This window comes from Pseudomonas asiatica, assembly GCF_040214835.1.
GTDB lineage: Bacteria > Pseudomonadota > Gammaproteobacteria > Pseudomonadales > Pseudomonadaceae > Aquipseudomonas > Aquipseudomonas putida_Z.
On sequence record NZ_CP157874.1, the window covers coordinates 398747 to 418500 of the forward strand.

Sequence of the window (19754 nt, forward strand, 5' to 3'; positions counted from 1 at the left end):
CGTTCACTCAGAACTTGTAATTGACACTGGCCACCACGTTGCGCTCGTCGCCGTAGTAGCAGTAGTACCCGTCACAGGTAGACAAGTAGTCCTTGTTGAACAGGTTCTTCGCATCCACGGCTACGGTCACTCCCTTGAGGGTGCTGTTCAGGCGGCCCAGGTCGTAGTGCACCGATGCGTCGTAGACGGTGTAGGACCCCACATGGCCCCAATCGGTGTTAGTGGTATTACCGTAGGTGTCGCCCACGTAGCGCACGCCAACGCCGACCCCAAACCCATCCAGTGGTCCGCTGTGCCAGGTGTAGTCAGCCCAGGCAGTGGCCTGGTTGCGCGGCACCTGCGCCATGCGCTTGCCTTTCTCGTCACTGGTGCCTTTGATGATTTCGCTGTCGTTGTAGGTGTACGAGCCCACCAGTTTGAGGTTCTCGGTCACATCCGAGGTAGCCTCCAGCTCCAGGCCTTTGACACGCACTTCGCCAACCTGGCGGGTTACACCACCCTCGGTCACAGACATGTTCTCCTGCGTCAGGTCGAACACAGCAGCGGTGAACAGGCTATTGCTGCCTGGAGGCTGGTACTTGATGCCCAGTTCGTATTGCTTGCCTTCGGTCGGTTTGAAGGCATCGGTGCTGTTGACGGTGGAGCCGGTGGCGGCCTGGAACGACTCGGCATAGGAGATGTAAGGCGTCAGGCCGTTATCGAATACATAGCTGAGTGCTGCGTTACCACTGAATTTCTTGTCGCGTTGGGTGTTGGTGGCATCGCCTTGGTTGTGGAAGGTGGTGCCGGTGTGCACCCAGTCCTCACGGCCACCAAGGGTCAGGCGCCAGTTGTCCAGGGCCATCTGGTCCTGGATATACAGGCCGGTCTGCTGGGTTTTCTGGTCGTAGTCGTACATGTCGAAGTACTGAACGTTCGAGAAATCCTGACCGTAGATTGGGTTGTGGATATTGCTCGGTGGCACACCAGCCGAGCCCCAGCGCCAGCGGGCATTGCTGTCCGAGCGCTGGTGGTCGAGACCCAGCAGCAGGGTATGGGCAACCTGGCCGGTCTGGAAGTCGGCCTGGAAGTTGTTGTCCAGGGCGAACTGGGAGATGTCCTCCTCGACGATACCGGCGGTGCGTTGCACGGTGCCATCGGCGCTGACAGCTTCGTCCGGGCCGGCTGGCCAGATCGAGCCACCGGCGGTAATGCCCTTGAAGTCCAGTTCGTTACGCGCGTAGCGCAGGTTCTGACGGAACTGCCAGGTATCGTTCAGGCGGGTCTCGAACGCATAGCCCAGGTGGTAGTAGGTGCGGTCGTAGGACTCCCAATCCGGGTCGCCCAGGTTCTTGTGGTGCGAAATCTTGCCTGCGGGGCTATCCAGCTTGGTGCCTTGCAGTGGCAGGAACTGGCCGGTGATGCCGGTGTCATCGCGGGTGTACTGGCTGATGAACGTCAGCTTGGTATCGTCGTTGATGTTCCAGGTCAGGCTGGGCGCGATGTTGTAGCGCTTGTCCGGGATGTGGTCTACCGGCGCACCGCTGTCACGCACGGTGCCGCTCACTCGGTACAGGAACTGGCCTGCATCGTCGAGCTTGCCGGTGCTGTCGAAGTTGATCTGCTTGTGGTTATTGCTGCCAACCTGGGCTTCGACTTCGTGGCTGCTTTCCAATTGCGGCCGACGGCTGGTCATGTCCAGCAGGCCGCCTGGTGGAGTCTGGCCGTAGACCGAAGAAGCCGGGCCGCGCAGCACGGCGATGCGCTCCAGGTTCCAGGGTTCGATCTTGGGGGTGGCGTAGTTGCCCTTGGGCAATGGCAGGCCATCGAGGAACTGGGTAGGCTCAAAACCACGTACCAGCAACCAGTCGCTGCGCGAGTCGGAGCCATAGCCGCTGCTTTGCACGCCAGCGGTGTAGCGAAGGGCATCGTTCAGGCTGAGCACCGGCCGGTCTTCCATCTGCTGGCGGGTGATCACGCTTACCGAGCGGGGGAGTTCAGCGATCGCGGTGTCGGTCTTGGTGCCAGCTGCTGTCCGGGTCGCGGTGTAACCCTCTACCGGCCCCCAGGCGCTTTCATAGTTGGAAGTGGCATTGATCGCAGTCTCCGGCAACGCCAGTGTCCCTTCCGGCGTAGCCACCAGGCTGTAGCTGCCCACGCTGCTTTGCTGCAGCTGCAGGCCGGTGCCGCGCAGGGCGGCCTGCAGGGCACCAAGGCCATCGTACTGCCCGCTCACCGGGGCCGAGGTGCGGCCGCTGACCAGTGCCGGGTCGATGGCCAGAGTGATGCCGGCCTGGCTGGCGATCTGGTTGAGGGTGGTGGCCAGCGGGGCGCTGGGCAGGTCGTAGGCGCGCTGAGCGGATTGCTCGGCGGCGAACAGGGCAGGGCTGGCCAATGGCGCGGCCACGGCGATGGCCAAGGCCATCAGGCTGGGGCGCAGGATACGATCAACAGCACGGGACATGCAGCGGCTCCTCGACGGATAAGTGCTTTCTGCTTCCTTGCCGAGCGAGATTTGAAAAGTGACAGGGCGAATCTGAAATAAATTGAGAATTATTTGAAGTTGGTTTTTGCCTGTACCGGCCCTTTCGCGGGTAAACCCGCTCCCACAGGGATCGCGGGGGCTTTGAGGCTGGTGCAATCCTGTGGGAGCGGGTTTACCCGCGAAGAGGCCGGTGCAGGCCTACTTGGGAACGACGGTCACCCACCACGGCGTATGCCGCTCGACCTTCACCGGCAGTGCCGGCACCAGCGACGACAGCGCCAGGTCGGTGTCGGTCAGCGGGAAGCTGCCGGTCACACGCAGGTCGGCGACTTGCTCGTCCACCCCGAGGTAACCGCTGCGGTACTGGCCGAGCGTGGCCAGCAGGTCAGCCAGGCGCACGTTGTCCACCACCAGCATGCCGCGGGTCCAGGCGTCGGCACCGGCTGGCACCGTGCCGATCCGGCCAAGGCCGTTGGCGTTCATCAGCACCTGCTGGCCTTCGCGCAGCACCTGTTCGTCGCCGCTGTTCAGCGGCATGGCGGCGACCGAGGCCTGCAACACCTCCAGGCGCGTGCCGTCGTCCTCACGGCGCACCAGGAAGCGCGTGCCCAACGGGCGCAGGCGGCCATCGCCGGTGCGCACCAGCAGCGGGCGCGGGTCCTGATGGCCGGTTTCGACCGAAATCTCGCCCTGGTGCAGCACGATTACCCGCTGCTCGCCGGCGTAGTCGATATCCACGGCAGTGTGGCTGTTCAGGCTCAGCAAGGTGCCGTCTTCCAGGCGCAGGGTACGCAGTTCGCCGGTGGCGGTACGCTGGTCGGCCAGCCAGTAGCTCGGTGCCAGCGATGGTGCGCCGACCCAGGCCAGCAGCGAGCCCAAAAGAAACATGCCGGCCAGCCCGCCGCCGACCTTGCCGATGCGTCGGCGCAGGCCGGCGCGCGATTGCAGCAGGGCCTGGCGTGCCGGGCCGGCAGCGGCGCTCACACGCTGGTCCATGGCGCCGAGCTGGCGCCAGGCGCGGGCGTGCTCCTCGCTGGCGGCATGCCAGCGCATGAATTCGCTGCGCTCGTCGGGTGTGCCGCTGCCGTTGTCGAGGCTGAGTTTCCAGGCAATGGCGGCTTCCAGCACCCGGGACGAAACCGGTGCACTGCTCACGTCGGCTCCCCGTACAGGGCCACGTAGCACTGGCGCATGCCCTGGGCGATGTACTGGCGCACCCGCGACACCGAAACCCCCATGCGCTCGGCGATTTCGGCATGGCTCATACCGTCCAGGCGATTGTGCAGGAATGCTGCACGGGCCTTGCTCGACAGCTTGCCGAGCAGGCGGTCGATGGCCTTGAGGTCCTCGAGGATCAGGTGCTGCACTTCCGGGGAAGGTTGTTCGGCTTCCGGCATCAGGGCCAGTTCGGCCAGGTAGGCCTGTTCCAGCGCGGCGCGGCGGAAGTGGTCGAACATCAGGCCCTTGGCCACGGCGGCCAGGAATGCGCGGGGTTCGCGGGGCGTATCCAGTTGCTCACGGCCGAGCAGGCGCACGAAGGTGTCCTGGCTCAGGTCTTCGGCACGTTGGCGGCAGGCCATGCTGCGTTGCAGCCAGGCGAGCAGCCAGCCGCGGTGGTCGCGGTACAGCGCACCGACCAGATCGGCGTGTGGGCTCTGTGCAGAAGACAAGCAGCGTCCCCCCGGAACGAATGCATTAACTAACGATAATTATTCGCGATTGTTGCAGAGGGGAGGGGGTGGGTGCAATGGACGCTTATCGGATGGCCATCATGGAAAAGGCAGGTGGCCGTTCAGCAACTCGGTCGTTGTAGGAGCGGCCTTGCGTCGCGAAAGGGCTGCATAGCAGCCCCGGCCATATCTGCGGCGAAGCTGAAAATGTGGGGCCGCTGCGCGCCCCTTTCGCGACACAAGGCCGCTCCTACAGGATCTTCACAGGCCGTGATTGTGCGCTTTCCGCCGCCGCCAGCCGCGCAGCCGCTGCTCCAGCTGCAGCGGGCTGTCCAGCTGCTGGCGCCGGGCCTGGCTGAACAGGATCAGCGCCAGCTCGGCGGTAACCAGGGCATCGGCGCTGGCATGATGGCGCTCCTCTACCTGCAGGCCAAACCGCGCCACCCAGTCATCCAGCCCGGCCTCGCGCAGCACTGTGTCGGGGTTGAGCATCGGTGCCAGCTCGGCAACATCCAGGAAGGGCGAGTGCAAGCGATAGCCCAGGCTTTCCTTCAGCGCACGGGCCAGCATGCGCTGGTCGAACGGCGCGTGGAATGCCAGCACCGGGCTATTGCCAATGAAGTCGAGCAGGTCGAGCAAGGCCTCGGCCGGGTCGCAACCGGCAGCCAGGGCACTCGGGCCCAGGCCATGGATCAGCACGCTGGCGTTGGTCTTCTGCAAAGGCCGGTGCAGGGTGCGTTCGAACTGCTGGGCAAAGTCGATGGCGCCATCCTCGATGGCCACGGCGCCAACCGACAGCACCTGGTCACGGTTGGGGTTCAGGCCGCTGGTCTCCAGGTCGAGCACCACCCAGCGCTGCTCGCGCAGGGTACACACCCCCAGGGGCGCGGCCTTGGGCAGCCGGGCCAGGCGCTGGCGCGTGGCATGGTCCAGTTCGGGCGCACTGGGGCGCAGCCAGGCGAACAGGCTCATAGCTGGTACCGCAAGGCCAGGCTGCTTTGCAGGCGCTGGGCCTGGCGCAGGGACTCGCGCAGGATGCGCCGGTCCAGGTGGTTGAGGCTGTCCGGGTCCAGGCGGTTGGAATAGGGCAGGTTGTCGCGGGTCTGGCGCTGGTGCTGCTGCATGCGGGTTTGCTGGATGAAGTGGTAGGCCTCTTCATACGCTGCGCCGTCCAGTGCCTCGATCACGCCCTTGGCCACCAGCTGGCGCAGGCGTTCCAGGGTATTGCAGGCACCGATGCCGTTGGCCAGGGCCAGCAGCCGGGCACCATCGACGAAGGGCGTCAGGCCCTGGACCTTGAGGTCGAGGGTGGCGGCCTTGTCGTTGCCCTGGCGGGTCAGCACGAACTCGCGCAGGCGGCCCACCGGTGGGCGCTGACGCAGGGCGTTGTCAGCCATCATGCGCTGGAAGATGCGGTTATCGGCCACCTGCTCGAGCAGGCCCTGGCGCAGCTGCTCGCAACCTTGCTCGTCGCCCCACACCACGCGCAGGTCGAAATAGATGCTCGAGCCCAGCAGGTTCTCCGGGCTGGCTTCACGGACAAAACCGGAAAAACGCCGCGCCCACTCACTACGCGACAGGCACAGCTCTGGGTTGCCGGCCATGACGTTGCCCTTGCACAGGGTGAAGCCACACTGGGCCAGGCACTGGTTGATGTATTGCGCCAGCGGCAGCAGCCGTGCGCGGATGGCGTTGGCTTCGGCGCCGTCGGCGGCTTCGAAGAGGATGCCGTTGTCCTGGTCGGTGTGCAGGGTTTGTTCACGCCGCCCTTCGCTGCCAAAGCACAGCCAGCTGAACGGCACGCCCGGGTCACCGCGCTCGGCCAGCGCCAGTTCGATCACCCGGCACACGGTGTGGTCGTTGAGCAGGGTGATGATCTGGGTGATCTGCGTGGAGGACGCGCCATGGGCCAGCATGCGCTCGACCAGTTGGCTGATTTCGCCGCGCAGCGAGACCAGGGTATCCAGGCGTGGCGCATGGCGGATGGTGCGCGCCAGGTGCACCAGATCGACCCGTTGCAGGGAGAACAGGTCGCGCTCCGAAACCACACCGCACAGGCGTCGTTTTTCCACCAGGCATACGTGGGCGATATGCCGCTCGGTCATGGCCATGGCTGCGTCGAAGGCGCTGGCCTGGGGGCTGAGGTAGAATGGCTGGGCGGTCATGTGCCGCGCGATGGGCGCGCCCAGGTCGGCATCGGCCGCAGCCACCACCTGGCGCAGGTCGCGCAGGGTGAAGATACCGGTGGGGTAGCGCTGCGGGTCGACCACCACGATGCTGCCGACCTGCTGCTCGTGCATCAGCCGCACGGCGTCGCGCAGGGGCGTGTCGGGGCTGCACACCACCGGGTGGCGCATGGCCAGTTCACCCAGTGGCGTGTTCAGCGAATATTGGGTGCCGAGGGTTTCCACCGCGCGCTGGCGTACCTGCTGATTGACCTGGTCGAGCAGGCTGCTGACCCCGCGCAGGGCAAAATCCCGAAACACTTCCGACATCGAGAACACGCGGATGAACGCGGCCTTGTTCAGCTGCAGGCAGAAGGTGTCCTCACCGGCCAGGTGCTCGGTACGGGTCGCTCGCTCGCCGAGCAGGGCAGCCAGCGGGAAGCATTCGCCGCTGGTGATTTCGAAGGTGGTCTCCACACCAGGCTTGACCAGGTGCTGGCGCTCACCCACCACGCGGCCCTGCTTGACGATGTAGAAGTGCTCGACCGGCCCGTCGGCAGGTTTGACGATGCTTTCGCCGCTGGCATAGAAGCGCAGCTGGCACTGTTCGACCAGGTAGGCCAGGTGGCTGTGTTCCATCTGGTTGAACGGCGGAAAACGCTGCAGGAACTGCAGGGTGCCCTGGATGTTCTGCAGCACTGCTGTCCTGCCCGCCTGGCTGTAGGCGTCCTTTTTACTCATGAAACTGACCGTATCGCTATGCCGAACTATATATATCTATATATAGGTGCCGGCCATGTTGTTCTCTGCCTCCATGGTCGGCTTGCGGCGGGGTGGTGCCCATTGGACGTAAGTCTATGAGCGCCCCTGTCAAAGACCCGACGAAAGGCCAGCCGGGTTGCGCAAGTTCTGCGGTCCTAATGCTGAAGCGGAATTTTTTTGACGAGATGAGCATGCCTGAGCAACACGACATCCTGAGCGACGCCGAGCGCGAGGCATTGGCAGTCGTAAGTGCGCCCGTGGCTGCCAAGCCGTTGGTGCTGGTGGTGGATGACAATGCAGTGAACCGTGAGGCGCTGATCCTGTACCTGAAAAGCCGGGGGATCGACTGTGTCGGAGCGGATGGGGCCGAGGAAGCCAGGCTATACCTGCACTACCAGCAACGAATCGGCTTGATGATCACGGATTTGCGCATGCAGCCCGAGGATGGCCTGGACCTGATCCGGCAGATTCGCGAGTCGGAACGGGCGGCGTTGTCGATCATCGTGGTGTCGGGCGACACCGATGTGAAAGAGGCGGTGGACGTGATGCACCTGGGGGTTGTGGATTTTCTGCTGAAGCCGGTCGATCTGGACAGGCTGCTGGAGCTGGTGAAGAAAGAACTGAAGATCGAGTAGTGCAGGAGTGGGGCTGCTTTGCAGCCCTTTCGCGACACAAGGCCGCTCCTACAAGTACTGCGCCAGACCTCAGCCTTGCGCGGTACCTGTAGGAGCGGCCTTGTGTCGCGAAAGGGCCGCAAAGCGGCCCCCTGTCGCAGATGTCGCTTACAACCCGTTACGCGCCTTGAACTCGCGGCGACGGCGGTGCAGTACCGGCTCGGTATAGCCGTTCGGCTGCTTGCCACCTTCCACCACCAGCTCTACCGCAGCCTGGAACGCGACGTTGTCGTCGAAGTGCGGTGCCATCGGGCGATACAGGGCGTCGCCGGCGTTCTGCTGGTCGACCACCACGGCCATGCGCTTGAGGCTTTCCAGCACCTGCTCCTGGCTGACTACGCCATGGCGCAGCCAGTTGGCCAGCAGCTGGGCCGAAATGCGCAGGGTGGCGCGGTCTTCCATCAGGCCGACGTTGTTGATGTCCGGCACCTTCGAGCAACCCACACCCTGGTCGATCCAGCGCACCACGTAGCCGAGGATGCCCTGAGCGTTGTTGTCCAGTTCGTTGCGGATCTCTTCGGCCGACCAGTTGGTGTCGGCGGCCAGCGGGATGGACAGGATGTCGTCCACCGACGCCGGGGTACGCGAAGCCAGTTCACGCTGACGCGCCTGTACGTCCACCTTGTGGTAGTGCAGCGCATGCAGGGTGGCGGCGGTCGGCGACGGCACCCAGGCGGTGTTGGCACCGGCCAGCGGGTGGGCGATCTTCTGCTCGAGCATGGCCGCCATCAGGTCGGGCATGGCCCACATGCCTTTGCCGATCTGCGCACGGCCTTGCAGGCCGGTGGCCAGGCCAACGTCGACGTTGTTGTTCTCGTAGGCACCGATCCACTTCTCGTTCTTCATGGCGCCCTTGCGCACCACGGCGCCGGCTTCCATCGAGGTGTGGATTTCATCGCCGGTGCGGTCAAGGAAGCCGGTGTTGATGAACACCACGCGCTCGGCTGCGGCCTTGATGCACGACTTGAGGTTGACCGTGGTACGGCGCTCCTCGTCCATGATGCCGACCTTGACGGTGTTGCGCTTCATGCCCAGCAGGTCTTCGACCTGGCTGAAGATCTCGGCGGCGAAGGCTACTTCCTCCGGGCCGTGCATCTTCGGCTTGACGATGTACACGCTGCCGCTGCGGGTGTTCTTGCGGCTGGTGTTGCCATTGAGGTTGTGCAGGGCGATCAGGTTGGTGAACAGACCGTCCTGGATGCCTTCGGGGATTTCGTTGCCTTGGGCGTCGAGGATCGCCGGGTTGGTCATCAGGTGGCCAACGTTGCGCACGAACAGCAGCGAACGACCGTGCAGGGTCACGCTGCCGCAGTTGGGCGCGGCGTACTCGCGGTCCGGGTTCATGGTGCGGGTGAAGGTCTTGCCACCCTTGCTCACGCTTTCGGCCAGGTCGCCTTTCATCAGGCCCAGCCAGTTGCGGTAGACGATCACCTTGTCGTCGGCGTCGACGGCGGCAACCGAGTCTTCGCAGTCCATGATGGTGGTCAGCGCCGATTCCATCAGGATGTCTTTCACGCCGGCGGCGTCGGTGCTGCCGACCGGGGTGCTGGCATCGACCTGGATTTCGAAGTGCAGGCCGTTGTGCTTGAGCAGCACGGCAGTCGGCGCGGCGGCATCGCCATGGAAGCCGATCAGCTGGGCGTCGTCACGCAGGCCGCTGTTGCTGCCGCCTTTCAGGGCAACTACCAGCTTGCCACCTTCGATGCGGTAGCCGGTGGAGTCGACATGCGAGCCGGCCGCCAGTGGCGCGGCTTCGTCGAGGAAGGCGCGGGCGAAGGCGATGACCTTGTCGCCACGTACCTTGTTGTAGCCTTGGCCTTTCTCGGCGCCGCCTTCATCGCTGATGGCATCGGTGCCATACAGCGCGTCGTACAGCGAACCCCAACGGGCGTTGGCGGCGTTCAGGGCGAAGCGGGCGTTCATCACCGGTACGACCAGCTGCGGGCCGGCCATGTGGGCGATTTCTTCGTCCACGTTCTGGGTGGTGGCCTGGAAATCGTCGGCTTGTGGCAGCAGGTAGCCGATTTCCTGGAGGAATGCTTTGTAGGCTACGGCGTCGTGGGCCTGGCCTTTGCGTGCCTGGTGCCAGGCGTCGATCTTGGCTTGCAGCTCGTCGCGCTTGGCGAGCAGGGCTTTGTTCTTTGGAGCGAGGTCATTGATGATCTTCTCTGCACCCGCCCAGAACTGCTCGGCGACGATGCCGGTCCCCGGGATGGCTTCGTTGTTCACGAAGTCGTACAGGACCTTGGCGACCTGAAGGCCACCGACTTGAACGTATCCAGTCATTGCTTGCCTCACTCTGCTCAGCTATTTCGCTCTTCTGTATTAAGCCTGTAGCGCTTCTCTAAACACGGCACCAGTGCATGCCCCCGAGTAAAGCCCCGAGCGCGGCTGGGTGCGGCCTGCCAGACCGGCTGGCAGACAGTGTGCGTATTTTCACAGGCGCCTTGGCAGACATCCAAACGACGTTTTGTAGTCCGCGCCACGGGATACTACATGAAGCAGTAGACGGGGCAAAATCAGACTAAAAGCGCCGTTATGCGACCCGTTGGTCGCGTATGGTCACGCTGGGAGTGAGTATGTTCGCAAAAAACAGGTGGATTGTTCCAGATAAATCTTGAAACAGTACACGATTCGTTATGCGGATTGCCCTGCGGCAGGTTGCCGCGCCTTGCCTATACTGAGTCGATCCCCCGATTTTCTGCCGCACGGCGCGGTCCGACACGAGGAAGGGCTTGTGGATCATCTTGTACTGACTGTGATTGCCCCTGACAAGGCCGGCCAGGTCGAGCGCATTGCCCAGTGCATCGCCGACCACAGTGGCAACTGGCTGGAAAGCCGCATGTCGCGCATGGCCGGGCAGTTTGCCGGCATCCTGCGGGTGGCGGTGCCGGCGGAAAACTACGACGAGTTGGTGGCTTCGCTGCAGGGGTTGGTCCGATATGACATTCGCGTGCTGATCGCCGAGAGCGGCATCGAGCCGTCGTGTACCTGGAAGCCGATAGCAATGGAGCTGGTAGGTAATGACCGGCCGGGGATCGTGCGTGATATCACCCGCTTGCTGGCGGACCTGGGGGTGAACCTTGAGCGGTTTACCACTGAGGTGCGGCCGGCGCCCATGAGCAGCGAACCGCTGTTCCATGCCGATGCCTTGCTGGCATTGCCGTTGACCCTGTCGCTGGAGGATTTGCAGCAGAAGCTGGAGAGCCTGGCGGACGACTTGATGGTGGAGTTGAAGCTGCGGCCGGAGGATTGATCCGAGATTGCCGGGCCGCTTCGCGGCCATCGCGACACAAGGCCGCTCCTACAAGGGTTACGCGTTCCCCTGTAGGAGCGGCCTTGTGTCGCGATGGGCTGCAAAGCAGCCCCCTGCGGTTATCCCGATATCACGGGGAAGGGCCTGTGGATAACCTGGGGGTTCCCCTCTCCAGCCCAGGCCACGCGCGCCTTGCACGGCTTTGATCAAAAAACACCCAAAAATCAGCAGCTTGTGCACAAAGCACGGGGACGAGGGTGTGGATAACCTTTGGAGATGTCTCTGCAGGCCACGAATCACAAGGCCTGCAGAGTTGTGATCATTTTTTGATCAGCTACGCTTGCGCAAACTGACCCACGCATCGACGCTGTAAATCGCCAAACCCGCCCAGATGAACATGAACGCCACCAAGTTGCTCGACGACAAGTGCTCATCGAACAGCAGCACCGCCTGCAGCAGCACCAGGGTCGGCGCCAGGTACTGCAGGAAGCCCAGCGTGGTATACGGCAAGTGCCGCGCGGCAGCGTTGAAGCACACCAGCGGCACCAGTGTCACCGGCCCCGCAGCCATCAGCCACAACGCTTCGCTGCTGGTGTAGAACGCGCCCTGGGCACTTGTCGCCGCCGGGTGCAGCAACAGCCAGCCAAGGGCCAGCGGTACCAGCATCCAGGTTTCCACCACCAGGCCCGGCAGCGCCGCCACCGGTGCCTGTTTGCGAATCAGCCCATAGAAGCCGAAGCTCAGCGCCAGCACCAGCGACACCCACGGCAGGCTGCCCACCTGCCACACCTGCTGGGCCACACCCACGGCGGCCATGGCCACGGCCAGCCACTGCAGGCGGCGCAGGCGCTCGCCGAGAATCAGCATGCCCAGCAGCACATTGATCAGTGGGTTGATGTAGTAACCCAGGCTGGCCTCGAGCATGCGCCCGTTGTTCACCGACCATACGTAGGTCAGCCAGTTGCCGGCGATCAGCGCCCCGCTCAGGGCCAGGATGCCCAGCCGGCGCGGGTTGTCACGCAGTTCACGCCACCAGCCAGGGTGTTTCCACACCAGTAGCAGCAACGAGCCGAACAAAGCCGACCAGAGCACCCGGTGGACAATGATCTCCACCGCCGGGACGCTCTGGATTGCCTTGAAGTACAGGGGGAACAGCCCCCAGATGATGTAGGCGCTGAGGCCCAGTAGGTACCCGCGACGCGGGTTTGCGGCGTGCATGCAGAATCCTTGCTTAGGTAGCTAAATAAAGCGACGCCTATTGTAGACAGAGGCGGGCGTGCTTCTAGAACAATTTCAGCGGCGCTTCATCCAGTGCGGCCATTTGCTCGCGCAGGGCGAGAATCTGGTCTCCCCAGTAGCGTGGCTGGCCGAACCAGGGGAAGCTGGGCGGGAATGCCGGGTCGTCCCAGCGCCGCGCCAGCCAGGCGCTGTAGTGCAGCTGGCGCAGGGCGCGCAGGGGCTCGATCAGGGCCAGCTCGCGCGGGTCGAAGTCGTGGAACTCGTTGTAGCCGTCGATCAGTTCGGCCAGTTGCCCCAGGCGCTCCTCGCGGCTGCCGGCCAGCATCATCCACAGGTCCTGCACCGCCGGGCCCATGCGGCAGTCGTCGAGGTCGACCACGTGGTACACCTCGTCGCGGTGCATCAGGTTGCCGGGGTGCAGGTCGCCATGCAGGCGGATGAGCTGGTGCGGCGTGCGGGCATAGATGTCCTCCACCCGCTTGAGCAGGTCGCGAGCTACCGATTCGAACGCTGGCAGCAGTTCGCGGGGGACGAAGTCGCCTTCCAGCAGGGTATTCAGCGATGCATGGCCGAAGTTGTCCACAGCCAGCGCTTCGCGGTGCTCGAACGGTTTGCTGGCGCCCACGGCGTGCAGGCGGCCGAGCAACTGGCCGAGGCGGTAGAGCTGGTCGAGGTTGCCCGGCTCTGGCGCGTGGCCGCCGCGGCGGGGGAACAGGGTGAAGCGGAAGCCCTGGTGTTCGAACAGGGTGCGGCCGTCGTGCTGCAGCGGGGCGACCACCGGCACTTCGCAGTCGGCCAGTTCGGCGGTGAAGCTGTGCTCTTCGAGGATGGCCGCGTCGCTCCAGCGGCCTGGGCGGTAGAACTTGGCGATCAGCGGTTGCGCGCCCTCGATGCCCACCTGGTAGACGCGGTTTTCGTAGCTGTTCAGCGCCAGCACCCGGGCATCGCTGAGAAAGCCCAGGCTTTCCACGGCGTCCAGGACCAGGTCGGGGGTGAGGGTGTCGAAGGGGTGGGACATGGTGGCTCCGGGGGTAGGCGGCGTGGGGGCCATGGTAGCGCGTTATGCCTGTACCGGCCTCTTCGCGGGTAAACCCGCTCCCACAGGTGCATCGTTTCCCTGGCGGCCAGGCTATGCAGGAATCCCAAGCAATACATAAGAGGGATGAAATTGAACCCGCACCAAACTGCCTGCTGCCACCCGCTGCCCAGCCAACCAATCCGTCTCGGCAAACGCACACAACGTCTGCCCATTCCCCAACGCCAACCGGACCTCACCAGGCCCATCAGCCTCCGCCAGCACCTCCTCCACCGTCGCCCGCAGGCAATTGCTACCCACTTCGGCCTCTTCCTCGTCGGCCAGCAACCTCACCCACCCTGCCTTGAGCAGCGCCACTACCGTCGTACCCAGCGTCAGTTCCAGCCGTGCGGTGCTGTCCTGGGTGATCAACGCCTCGATCTCCAACCCTCCGCCCAACGCCAGGCTGACGCGATCATGCCGTCCCTCGCGGCGCAGGCCACTGACCTGGCCCTGCAACTGGTTGCGCGCGCTGGTACGCAGCATCAGCCGGCCGAGCAGGTCGAGGTCGCTGGACTCCTCGGCCGCTTCGAGGATTTGCGCCTGAAGGGCCTGCAGCCTCTGATACAGGCGCAGCACCCGCTGGCCTTCCGGCGACAGACGGGCACCACCGCCACCACGCCCGCCGGTACTGCGCTCGACGAGGGGCTGGCTGGCCAGGTTGTTGAGTTCGTCGATGGCGTCCCAGGCGGCCTTGTAGCTGATGCCCGCAGCCTTGGCGGCGCGGGTGATCGAACCTTCTTCGGCAATGTGCTGCAGCAGCGCGATGCGCTGGGGGCGGCGGGCGATGTGCTGGGTGAGGTGGGGGGGCAGGGGCATGGGCATTCGGTCTTGTGGGGGCCTGAGGATGGATAGTGTGTAGGAGCGGCCTTGTGTCGCGAAAGGGGCGCGAAGCGGCCCCACGATTCATGCCTTGGCAAATATCGCTGGGGCTGCTGCGCAGCCCGATCGCGACACAAGGCCGCTCCTACACCGGGCGATCCGCGCTTGCTCATACATACCCCGGCTTGGGCGTGCGCGCCAGGCAATACACATCCACCCGCCGCGCACCGGCCTTGCGCAGCACTTGGGCAACCGCCTGCGCGGTCGCACCGGTGGTCAACACGTCATCGACAATGGCGACGTGTTTGCCCGTCAGCTTGCCCGTGACGGTAAACGCCAGGCGCAAGTTGCGTCGCCTGGCCTTGGCGTCCAGTTGTTGCTGCGCAGGTGTCTCCCGTGTGCGCAGCAGCAACCGCTCGTCGCAACGTACCCCCACCTGCGACGACAGCCAGCGCCCGAGCATCCCCGCCTGGTTGAACCCCCGCTCCCGTAGTCGACGTTTGGCCAAGGGTACAGGCAACAACAGGTCGGGGCGCGGCAGCCCTTCGGTAAAGCGGTGCAGCAGCCCATGCGCGAGCAATTCGGCCATCAGGCGCCCCAAGGGCCACTGGCGGTTGTGCTTGAAACGGCTGATCAGCGTGTCCACCGGAAAGCCGAAATGCCACAGTGCAAGCACCTGCTCGAAGGCCGGTGCGCGGCGCTGGCACTGAGCGCAGGTCAGGCCGGCCATGGGCAACGGCAGGGCGCAGCGCAGGCAATGATCGCCCAGCCAGGGCAGTTCCTGCTCGCAGGCGACGCACAGCGGGTAGGCCTGCTCGGCAGGTTCATCGCACAGTAAACACGATTGGTTAATAAGTGAGCACTTGTAAACCAGTCTTTTCCAGTGTGGTTGACAGTTCATAGGCCTTCCATGACTATGCGAGCTATACGTGATGCGCTGGCGGGCTTTCCTGTCCCGGCGCCTGCTTCAGCCTAAACAAGGAAACGCCAATGAGCGCCAGCACAACTGCAACAACACGTCACGACTGGTCCCTGGCCGAGGTCAAGGCGCTGTTCCAGCAACCATTCAATGACCTGCTGTTCCAGGCGCAGACCGTGCACCGCGCGCATTTCGACCCGAACCGCGTGCAGGTTTCGACCCTGCTGTCGATCAAGACCGGCGCCTGCCCGGAAGATTGCAAATATTGTCCACAGTCCGGCCACTACAACACGGGGCTGGAAAAACAGAAGCTGATGGAAGTGCAGAAGGTGCTGGAAGAAGCCGCCCGCGCCAAAGCCATCGGTTCTACCCGCTTCTGCATGGGCGCGGCGTGGAAGCACCCGTCGGCCAAAGACATGCCCTACGTGCTGGAGATGGTCAAAGGCGTGAAGGCCATGGGCCTGGAAACCTGCATGACCCTCGGCAAGCTCGACCAGGAGCAGACCAAGGCCCTGGCCCAGGCCGGCCTGGACTACTACAACCACAACCTCGACACCTCGCCGGAGTTCTACGGCAGCATCATCACCACCCGCACCTACAGCGAGCGCCTGCAGACCCTGGCCTACGTGCGCGATGCCGGGATGAAGATCTGCTCCGGCGGCATCCTCGGCATGGGCGAGTCGCTGGACGACCGCGCCGGCCTGCTGATCCAGCTGGCCAACCTGCCCGAGCACCCGGAGTCGGTGCCGATCAACATGCTGGTCAAGGTGGCCGGCACGCCGCTGGCCGAGGAAGAAGACGTCGACCCGTTCGACTTCATCCGCATGCTGGCCGTTGCCCGTATCCTCATGCCCAAGTCGCACGTGCGCCTGTCCGCCGGCCGCGAGCAGATGAACGAGCAGATGCAGGCCCTGGCCTTCATGGCTGGCGCCAACTCGATCTTCTACGGCGAAAAACTGCTGACCACCGCCAACCCGCAGGCCGACAAGGACATGCAGCTGTTCGCACGCCTGGGCATCAAGCCCGAAGCGCGTGAAGAGCACGCCGACGAAGTGCACCAGGCGGCCATCGAGCAGGCGCTGGTCGAGCAGCGCAGCAGCGAGATGTTCTACAACGCCGCGACAGCCTGAAATGGCCTTCGACCTGGCGGCGCGCCTGGCCGAACGGCGCGCCGCAGACCTGTATCGGCAGCGGCCACTGCTGGAAAGCCCGCAGGGGCCGGAAGTGGTGGTCGATGGCCAGCGTATGCTGGCCTTCTGCAGCAATGACTACCTGGGCCTGGCCAACCACCCCGAGGTGATTGCCGCCTGGCAGGCCGGCGCAGAGCGTTGGGGTGTCGGTGGCGGTGCCTCGCACCTGGTGATCGGCCACAGTACGCCGCACCACCAGGTGGAAGAGGCCTTGGCCGAACTCACCGGGCGCCCGCGCGCGCTGTTGTTCTCCACCGGCTACATGGCCAACCTGGGCGCCATCACCGCGCTGGTGGGGCAGGGCGACACGGTGCTGCAGGACCGCCTGAACCACGCGTCGCTGCTGGATGGCGGCTTGCTCAGCGGCGCCCGTTTCAACCGCTACCTGCACAACGACCCGGCCAGCCTGGCCAGCCGCCTGGACAAGGCCGTCGGCAATACCCTGGTAGTGACCGATGGCGTGTTCAGCATGGACGGCGACCTGGCCGACCTGCCGGCGCTGGCCGATGTCGCCCGCGCCCGCGGTGCCTGGCTGATGGTCGACGATGCCCATGGCCTGGGCACCCTCGGCACCCAGGGTGGCGGTATCGTCGAGCACTTCGGCCTGGGCGTTGAAGATGTGCCGGTGTTGATCGGTACGCTGGGCAAGGCCTGTGGTACCGCTGGCGCCTTTGTGGCTGGCAGCGAAGAACTGATCGAGGCGCTGGTGCAGTTCGCCCGCCCGTACATCTACACCACCAGCCAGCCACCGGCGCTGGCCTGCGCCACCCTCAAGAGCCTGGAACTGCTGCGTCGCGAGGCCTGGCGCCGCGAGCACCTGGCCGCGCTGATCCGCCAGTTCCGTGAAGGCGCGCAGCAGATCGGCCTGGCATTGATGGACAGCCCGACGCCGATCCAGCCGATCGTCATCGGCGACAGCGCACAGGCCCTGCGCCTGTCACGCATGCTGCGCGAGCGCGGCTTGCTGGTGACGGCCATCCGCCCGCCCACCGTGCCGGCGGGCAGCGCACGCCTGCGGGTGACATTGAGCGCCGCGCACAGCGAGGCGCAGGTGCAGCTATTGTTGAATGCATTGGCCGAGTGTTATCCACAATTGGAGAGCGCCGATGCGTAATCGACTTGTTCTGTTGCCTGGTTGGGGCCTGGGCACTGCTTCTCTGGAGCCGCTGGCCGCCAGCCTGCGTGCCCAGGACGCCCGCCTGCAGGTAGAGCTGATGCCCTTGCCGGAACTGGCCGACAGCGATGTGCAGGCCTGGGTCGACCACCTCGACCGCAAGCTGCCGAGCGATGTCTGGCTGGGCGGCTGGTCGTTAGGCGGCATGCTGGCCAGCGCGCTGGCGCACAAGCGCGGCGACCATTGCTGCGGCCTGCTGACCCTGGCCAGCAACCCCAGTTTCGTGGCGCGCCCCGACTGGCCCCACGGCATGGCCGAAGACACTTTCGGCACCTTCCTCGACGGCTGCCGCAGCCATACCCAGGTCACCCTGAAGCGCTTCCGTACCTTGTGCAGCGACGGTGCCCTGCAACCGCGTACCCTGCTGCGCCAGCTTGGTGTCGGCGTACCGGACACCGACCCGCTGTACCTGGCCACCGGCCTTGAGGTGCTGGCCAGGCTGGACACCCGCGAAGCACTGCAGGCCTACGGTGGCCCGCAGTTGCACCTGTTCGCCGGCAGCGATGCGTTGGTGCCGGCAGAGGCGGCAAAAGCGCTGAGCGAGCTGCTGCCCGATGTGGAAGTGGGCCTGGTCGAAGACAGTTCCCACGCGTTCCTGCTGGAGTACCCGCAGGAACTGGCGGCGGGCATCAAGAGTTTCCTGCATGAGAGTGGCGATGACTGACCTTTCCCGTCCAACCTTGCCCGGCGCGCTGCCCGACAAGCGCCAGGTAGCGGCCTCGTTCTCCCGCGCCGCAGCCAGCTACGACAGCGTGGCAGCCTTGCAGCGCGCGGTGGGTTCGAGCTTGCTGGAGCAGTTGCCGGAAGGCCTGCAGCCGTCACGCTGGCTGGACCTGGGCAGCGGCACCGGCCATTTCAGCCGGGCGCTGGCCGAGCGTTTCACCCAGGCCAGCGGTGTGGCGGTGGATATCGCCGAGGGCATGTTGTGCCATGCCCGCAACGAACAGGGCGGGGCGCTCTATCACGTGGCCGGTGACGCCGAGCGTTTGCCGCTGCGTGATGCCAGCGTCGACCTGGTGTTCACCAGCCTGGCCGTGCAGTGGTGCGACCAGTTCGCCAGCGTGCTGGCAGAAGCGCTGCGAGTGCTGCGCCCGGGCGGCGTGCTGGCCTTCAGCAGCCTGTGTGTGGGTACGCTCGATGAACTGCGCGCCAGTTGGCAGGCGGTGGATGGCCTGGTGCATGTGAACCGCTTCCGCCGTTTCGAGGACTATCAGCGCCTGTGCGCAGCCAGCGGCTTCGAACAGCTCGGGCTGCAGCGCTGCCCGCACGTGCTGCACTACCCGGATGTACGCAGCCTGACCCATGAACTCAAGGCCCTCGGTGCTCACAACCTGAACCCTGGCCGACCTTCCGGGCTTACCGGCCGGGCACGCATTCAGGGCCTGCTGCAGGCTTATGAGGCGTTTCGCCAGCCTGAGGGGCTGCCAGCCACCTATCAGGTGGTCTATGGTTTGTTGCGCAAGCCACAGGTGTAAGGGGAGCGAGATGAACCAGGCCTATTTCATTGCCGGTACCGATACCGATGTTGGCAAGACCACCATCGCTGCCGGGCTGTTGCATGCGGCACGGTTGCAGGGCATGAGCACGCTGGGGGCCAAGCCGGTGGCCTCCGGTTGCACCATGACACCGAAAGGCTTGCGCAACAGTGACGCCCAGGCGCTGATCGATGAAAGCACGATCAAGCTGCCCTACGAACAGGTCAACCCGTTTGCCTTCGAACCGGCTATCGCACCCCATGTGGCAGCGCGCGAGGCGGGAGTAACGCTTGCCGTGCCGGAACTGTTGGCGGCGATGCGCAATGTGCTGCAACAAGATGCCGACTTCACCCTGATCGAGGGGGCCGGTGGCTGGCGCGTGCCGTTGTCGGGGCAGGCCAACTTGTCCGATCTGGCCATTGCCTTGAAGTTGCCGGTGATCCTGGTGGTGGGGGTGCGACTGGGGTGCATCAGCCACGCCTTGCTCAGCGCCGAGGCGATTGCCCGTGACGGGCTGCAATTGGCGGGATGGGTGGCGAACATCATCGAGCCGCGTACTTCGCGCCTGGAAGAGAACCTGGCCAGCCTGGCCGAGCGTTTGCCAGCGCCATGCCTGGGGCGTGTGCCCAAATTGAAGCAGGCCAGTGCCGACATGGTGGCTGAACACCTTCAGCTGGATCTGCTGGATTAGCCGTTTCCAGGCCAGGCCCTTTCGCGGGTAAACCCGCTCCCACAGGATCTCCACAGTTTTTGAGACTTGTGCAGTACCTGTGGGAGCGGGTTTACCCGCGAAGAGGCCAGTGCAGGAATACCCAAGGCCTATCAAATGGCACCAGGCCATTAGGGATTTAAACGGGCCTTTTCACCCC

17 protein-coding genes are annotated in these 19754 nt (G+C 64.6%); 7 read left to right on the forward strand and 10 right to left on the reverse strand.

The window, feature by feature from the left end:
• Positions 1–7: 7 nt before the first annotated feature.
• The 5 genes from ABNP31_RS01750 to ABNP31_RS01770 form a co-directional block, all read right to left on the reverse strand.
• On the reverse strand, positions 8–2443 hold the full coding sequence (locus ABNP31_RS01750; protein ID WP_085664104.1) for a TonB-dependent siderophore receptor: 2436 nt from the start codon (positions 2441–2443) through the stop codon (positions 8–10).
• Between the two features lie 219 nt (positions 2444–2662).
• Complete coding sequence (locus ABNP31_RS01755) at positions 2663–3619, reverse strand: FecR domain-containing protein (protein ID WP_085664103.1); 957 nt, start codon at positions 3617–3619, stop codon at positions 2663–2665.
• The gene (locus tag ABNP31_RS01760) at positions 3616–4134 is read right to left on the reverse strand and encodes an RNA polymerase sigma factor (protein WP_025337420.1); all 519 of its coding nucleotides are present in this window, start codon (positions 4132–4134) and stop codon (positions 3616–3618) included. The genes ABNP31_RS01755 and ABNP31_RS01760 overlap by 4 nt, the downstream gene beginning before the upstream one ends.
• Positions 4135–4395: 261 nt before the next feature.
• On the reverse strand, positions 4396–5106 hold the full coding sequence (locus tag ABNP31_RS01765; RefSeq protein WP_025337421.1) for a 3'-5' exonuclease: 711 nt from the start codon (positions 5104–5106) through the stop codon (positions 4396–4398).
• Positions 5103–7040 (reverse strand): DUF294 nucleotidyltransferase-like domain-containing protein, encoded by a 1938-nt coding sequence (locus tag ABNP31_RS01770; RefSeq protein ID WP_085664102.1) that lies wholly within the window; start codon positions 7038–7040, stop codon positions 5103–5105. Before ABNP31_RS01770 ends, ABNP31_RS01765 begins: the two co-directional genes overlap by 4 nt.
• A gap of 116 nt (positions 7041–7156) precedes the next feature.
• Here ABNP31_RS01770 and ABNP31_RS01775 point away from each other — a divergent pair, with 116 nt between their 5' ends.
• A complete protein-coding gene (locus ABNP31_RS01775; RefSeq protein ID WP_085664101.1) occupies positions 7157–7696 on the forward strand; it encodes a response regulator in 540 nt (179 codons plus the stop codon).
• Positions 7697–7843: 147 nt separating this feature from the next.
• Here ABNP31_RS01775 and ABNP31_RS01780 read toward each other — a convergent pair whose 3' ends face one another.
• Complete coding sequence (locus ABNP31_RS01780) at positions 7844–10021, reverse strand: malate synthase G (protein WP_350012933.1); 2178 nt, start codon at positions 10019–10021, stop codon at positions 7844–7846.
• 451 nt (positions 10022–10472) lie between these two features.
• Here ABNP31_RS01780 and ABNP31_RS01785 point away from each other — a divergent pair, with 451 nt between their 5' ends.
• A complete protein-coding gene (locus ABNP31_RS01785) occupies positions 10473–10991 on the forward strand; it encodes a glycine cleavage system protein R (protein ID WP_085591348.1) in 519 nt (172 codons plus the stop codon).
• A 330-nt stretch (positions 10992–11321) separates the two neighbouring features.
• Here ABNP31_RS01785 and rarD read toward each other — a convergent pair whose 3' ends face one another.
• The 4 genes from rarD to ABNP31_RS01805 form a co-directional block, all read right to left on the reverse strand.
• Positions 11322–12209 (reverse strand): EamA family transporter RarD, encoded by an 888-nt coding sequence (rarD, locus tag ABNP31_RS01790; protein WP_013970552.1) that lies wholly within the window; start codon positions 12207–12209, stop codon positions 11322–11324.
• A gap of 64 nt (positions 12210–12273) precedes the next feature.
• Positions 12274–13248 carry a serine/threonine protein kinase gene (locus ABNP31_RS01795; protein ID WP_075044386.1) on the reverse strand — a complete coding sequence of 325 codons (975 nt, stop codon included), beginning with the start codon at positions 13246–13248 and terminating at the stop codon, positions 12274–12276.
• 111 nt (positions 13249–13359) lie between these two features.
• Positions 13360–14124, reverse strand: a complete 765-nt coding sequence (locus ABNP31_RS01800) for a TOBE domain-containing protein (RefSeq protein ID WP_238067173.1) — start codon at positions 14122–14124, stop codon at positions 13360–13362.
• A 172-nt stretch (positions 14125–14296) separates the two neighbouring features.
• Positions 14297–15028, reverse strand: a complete 732-nt coding sequence (locus ABNP31_RS01805; RefSeq protein ID WP_350012934.1) for a ComF family protein — start codon at positions 15026–15028, stop codon at positions 14297–14299.
• Between the two features lie 89 nt (positions 15029–15117).
• Here ABNP31_RS01805 and bioB point away from each other — a divergent pair, with 89 nt between their 5' ends.
• The 5 genes from bioB to bioD are packed head-to-tail and all read left to right on the forward strand — an operon-like array spanning position 15118 to position 19576.
• Positions 15118–16176 (forward strand): biotin synthase BioB, encoded by a 1059-nt coding sequence (bioB, locus tag ABNP31_RS01810; RefSeq protein ID WP_013970556.1) that lies wholly within the window; start codon positions 15118–15120, stop codon positions 16174–16176.
• Position 16177: 1 nt separating this feature from the next.
• Entirely contained in the window at positions 16178–17350 is a 1173-nt protein-coding gene (gene bioF / locus ABNP31_RS01815) for an 8-amino-7-oxononanoate synthase (protein WP_085664096.1), read from the forward strand.
• Positions 17343–18074: an alpha/beta fold hydrolase gene (locus tag ABNP31_RS01820; RefSeq protein WP_085664095.1), complete on the forward strand. Its 732-nt coding sequence runs from the start codon at positions 17343–17345 to the stop codon at positions 18072–18074. Before bioF ends, ABNP31_RS01820 begins: the two co-directional genes overlap by 8 nt.
• Positions 18067–18885, forward strand: coding sequence for a malonyl-ACP O-methyltransferase BioC (gene bioC / locus ABNP31_RS01825; RefSeq protein ID WP_085664094.1), 819 nt, complete (start codon positions 18067–18069; stop codon positions 18883–18885). Before ABNP31_RS01820 ends, bioC begins: the two co-directional genes overlap by 8 nt.
• Positions 18886–18895: 10 nt before the next feature.
• Positions 18896–19576, forward strand: a complete 681-nt coding sequence (gene bioD, locus ABNP31_RS01830; RefSeq protein ID WP_085664093.1) for a dethiobiotin synthase — start codon at positions 18896–18898, stop codon at positions 19574–19576.
• Positions 19577–19754: the final 178 nt, after the last annotated feature.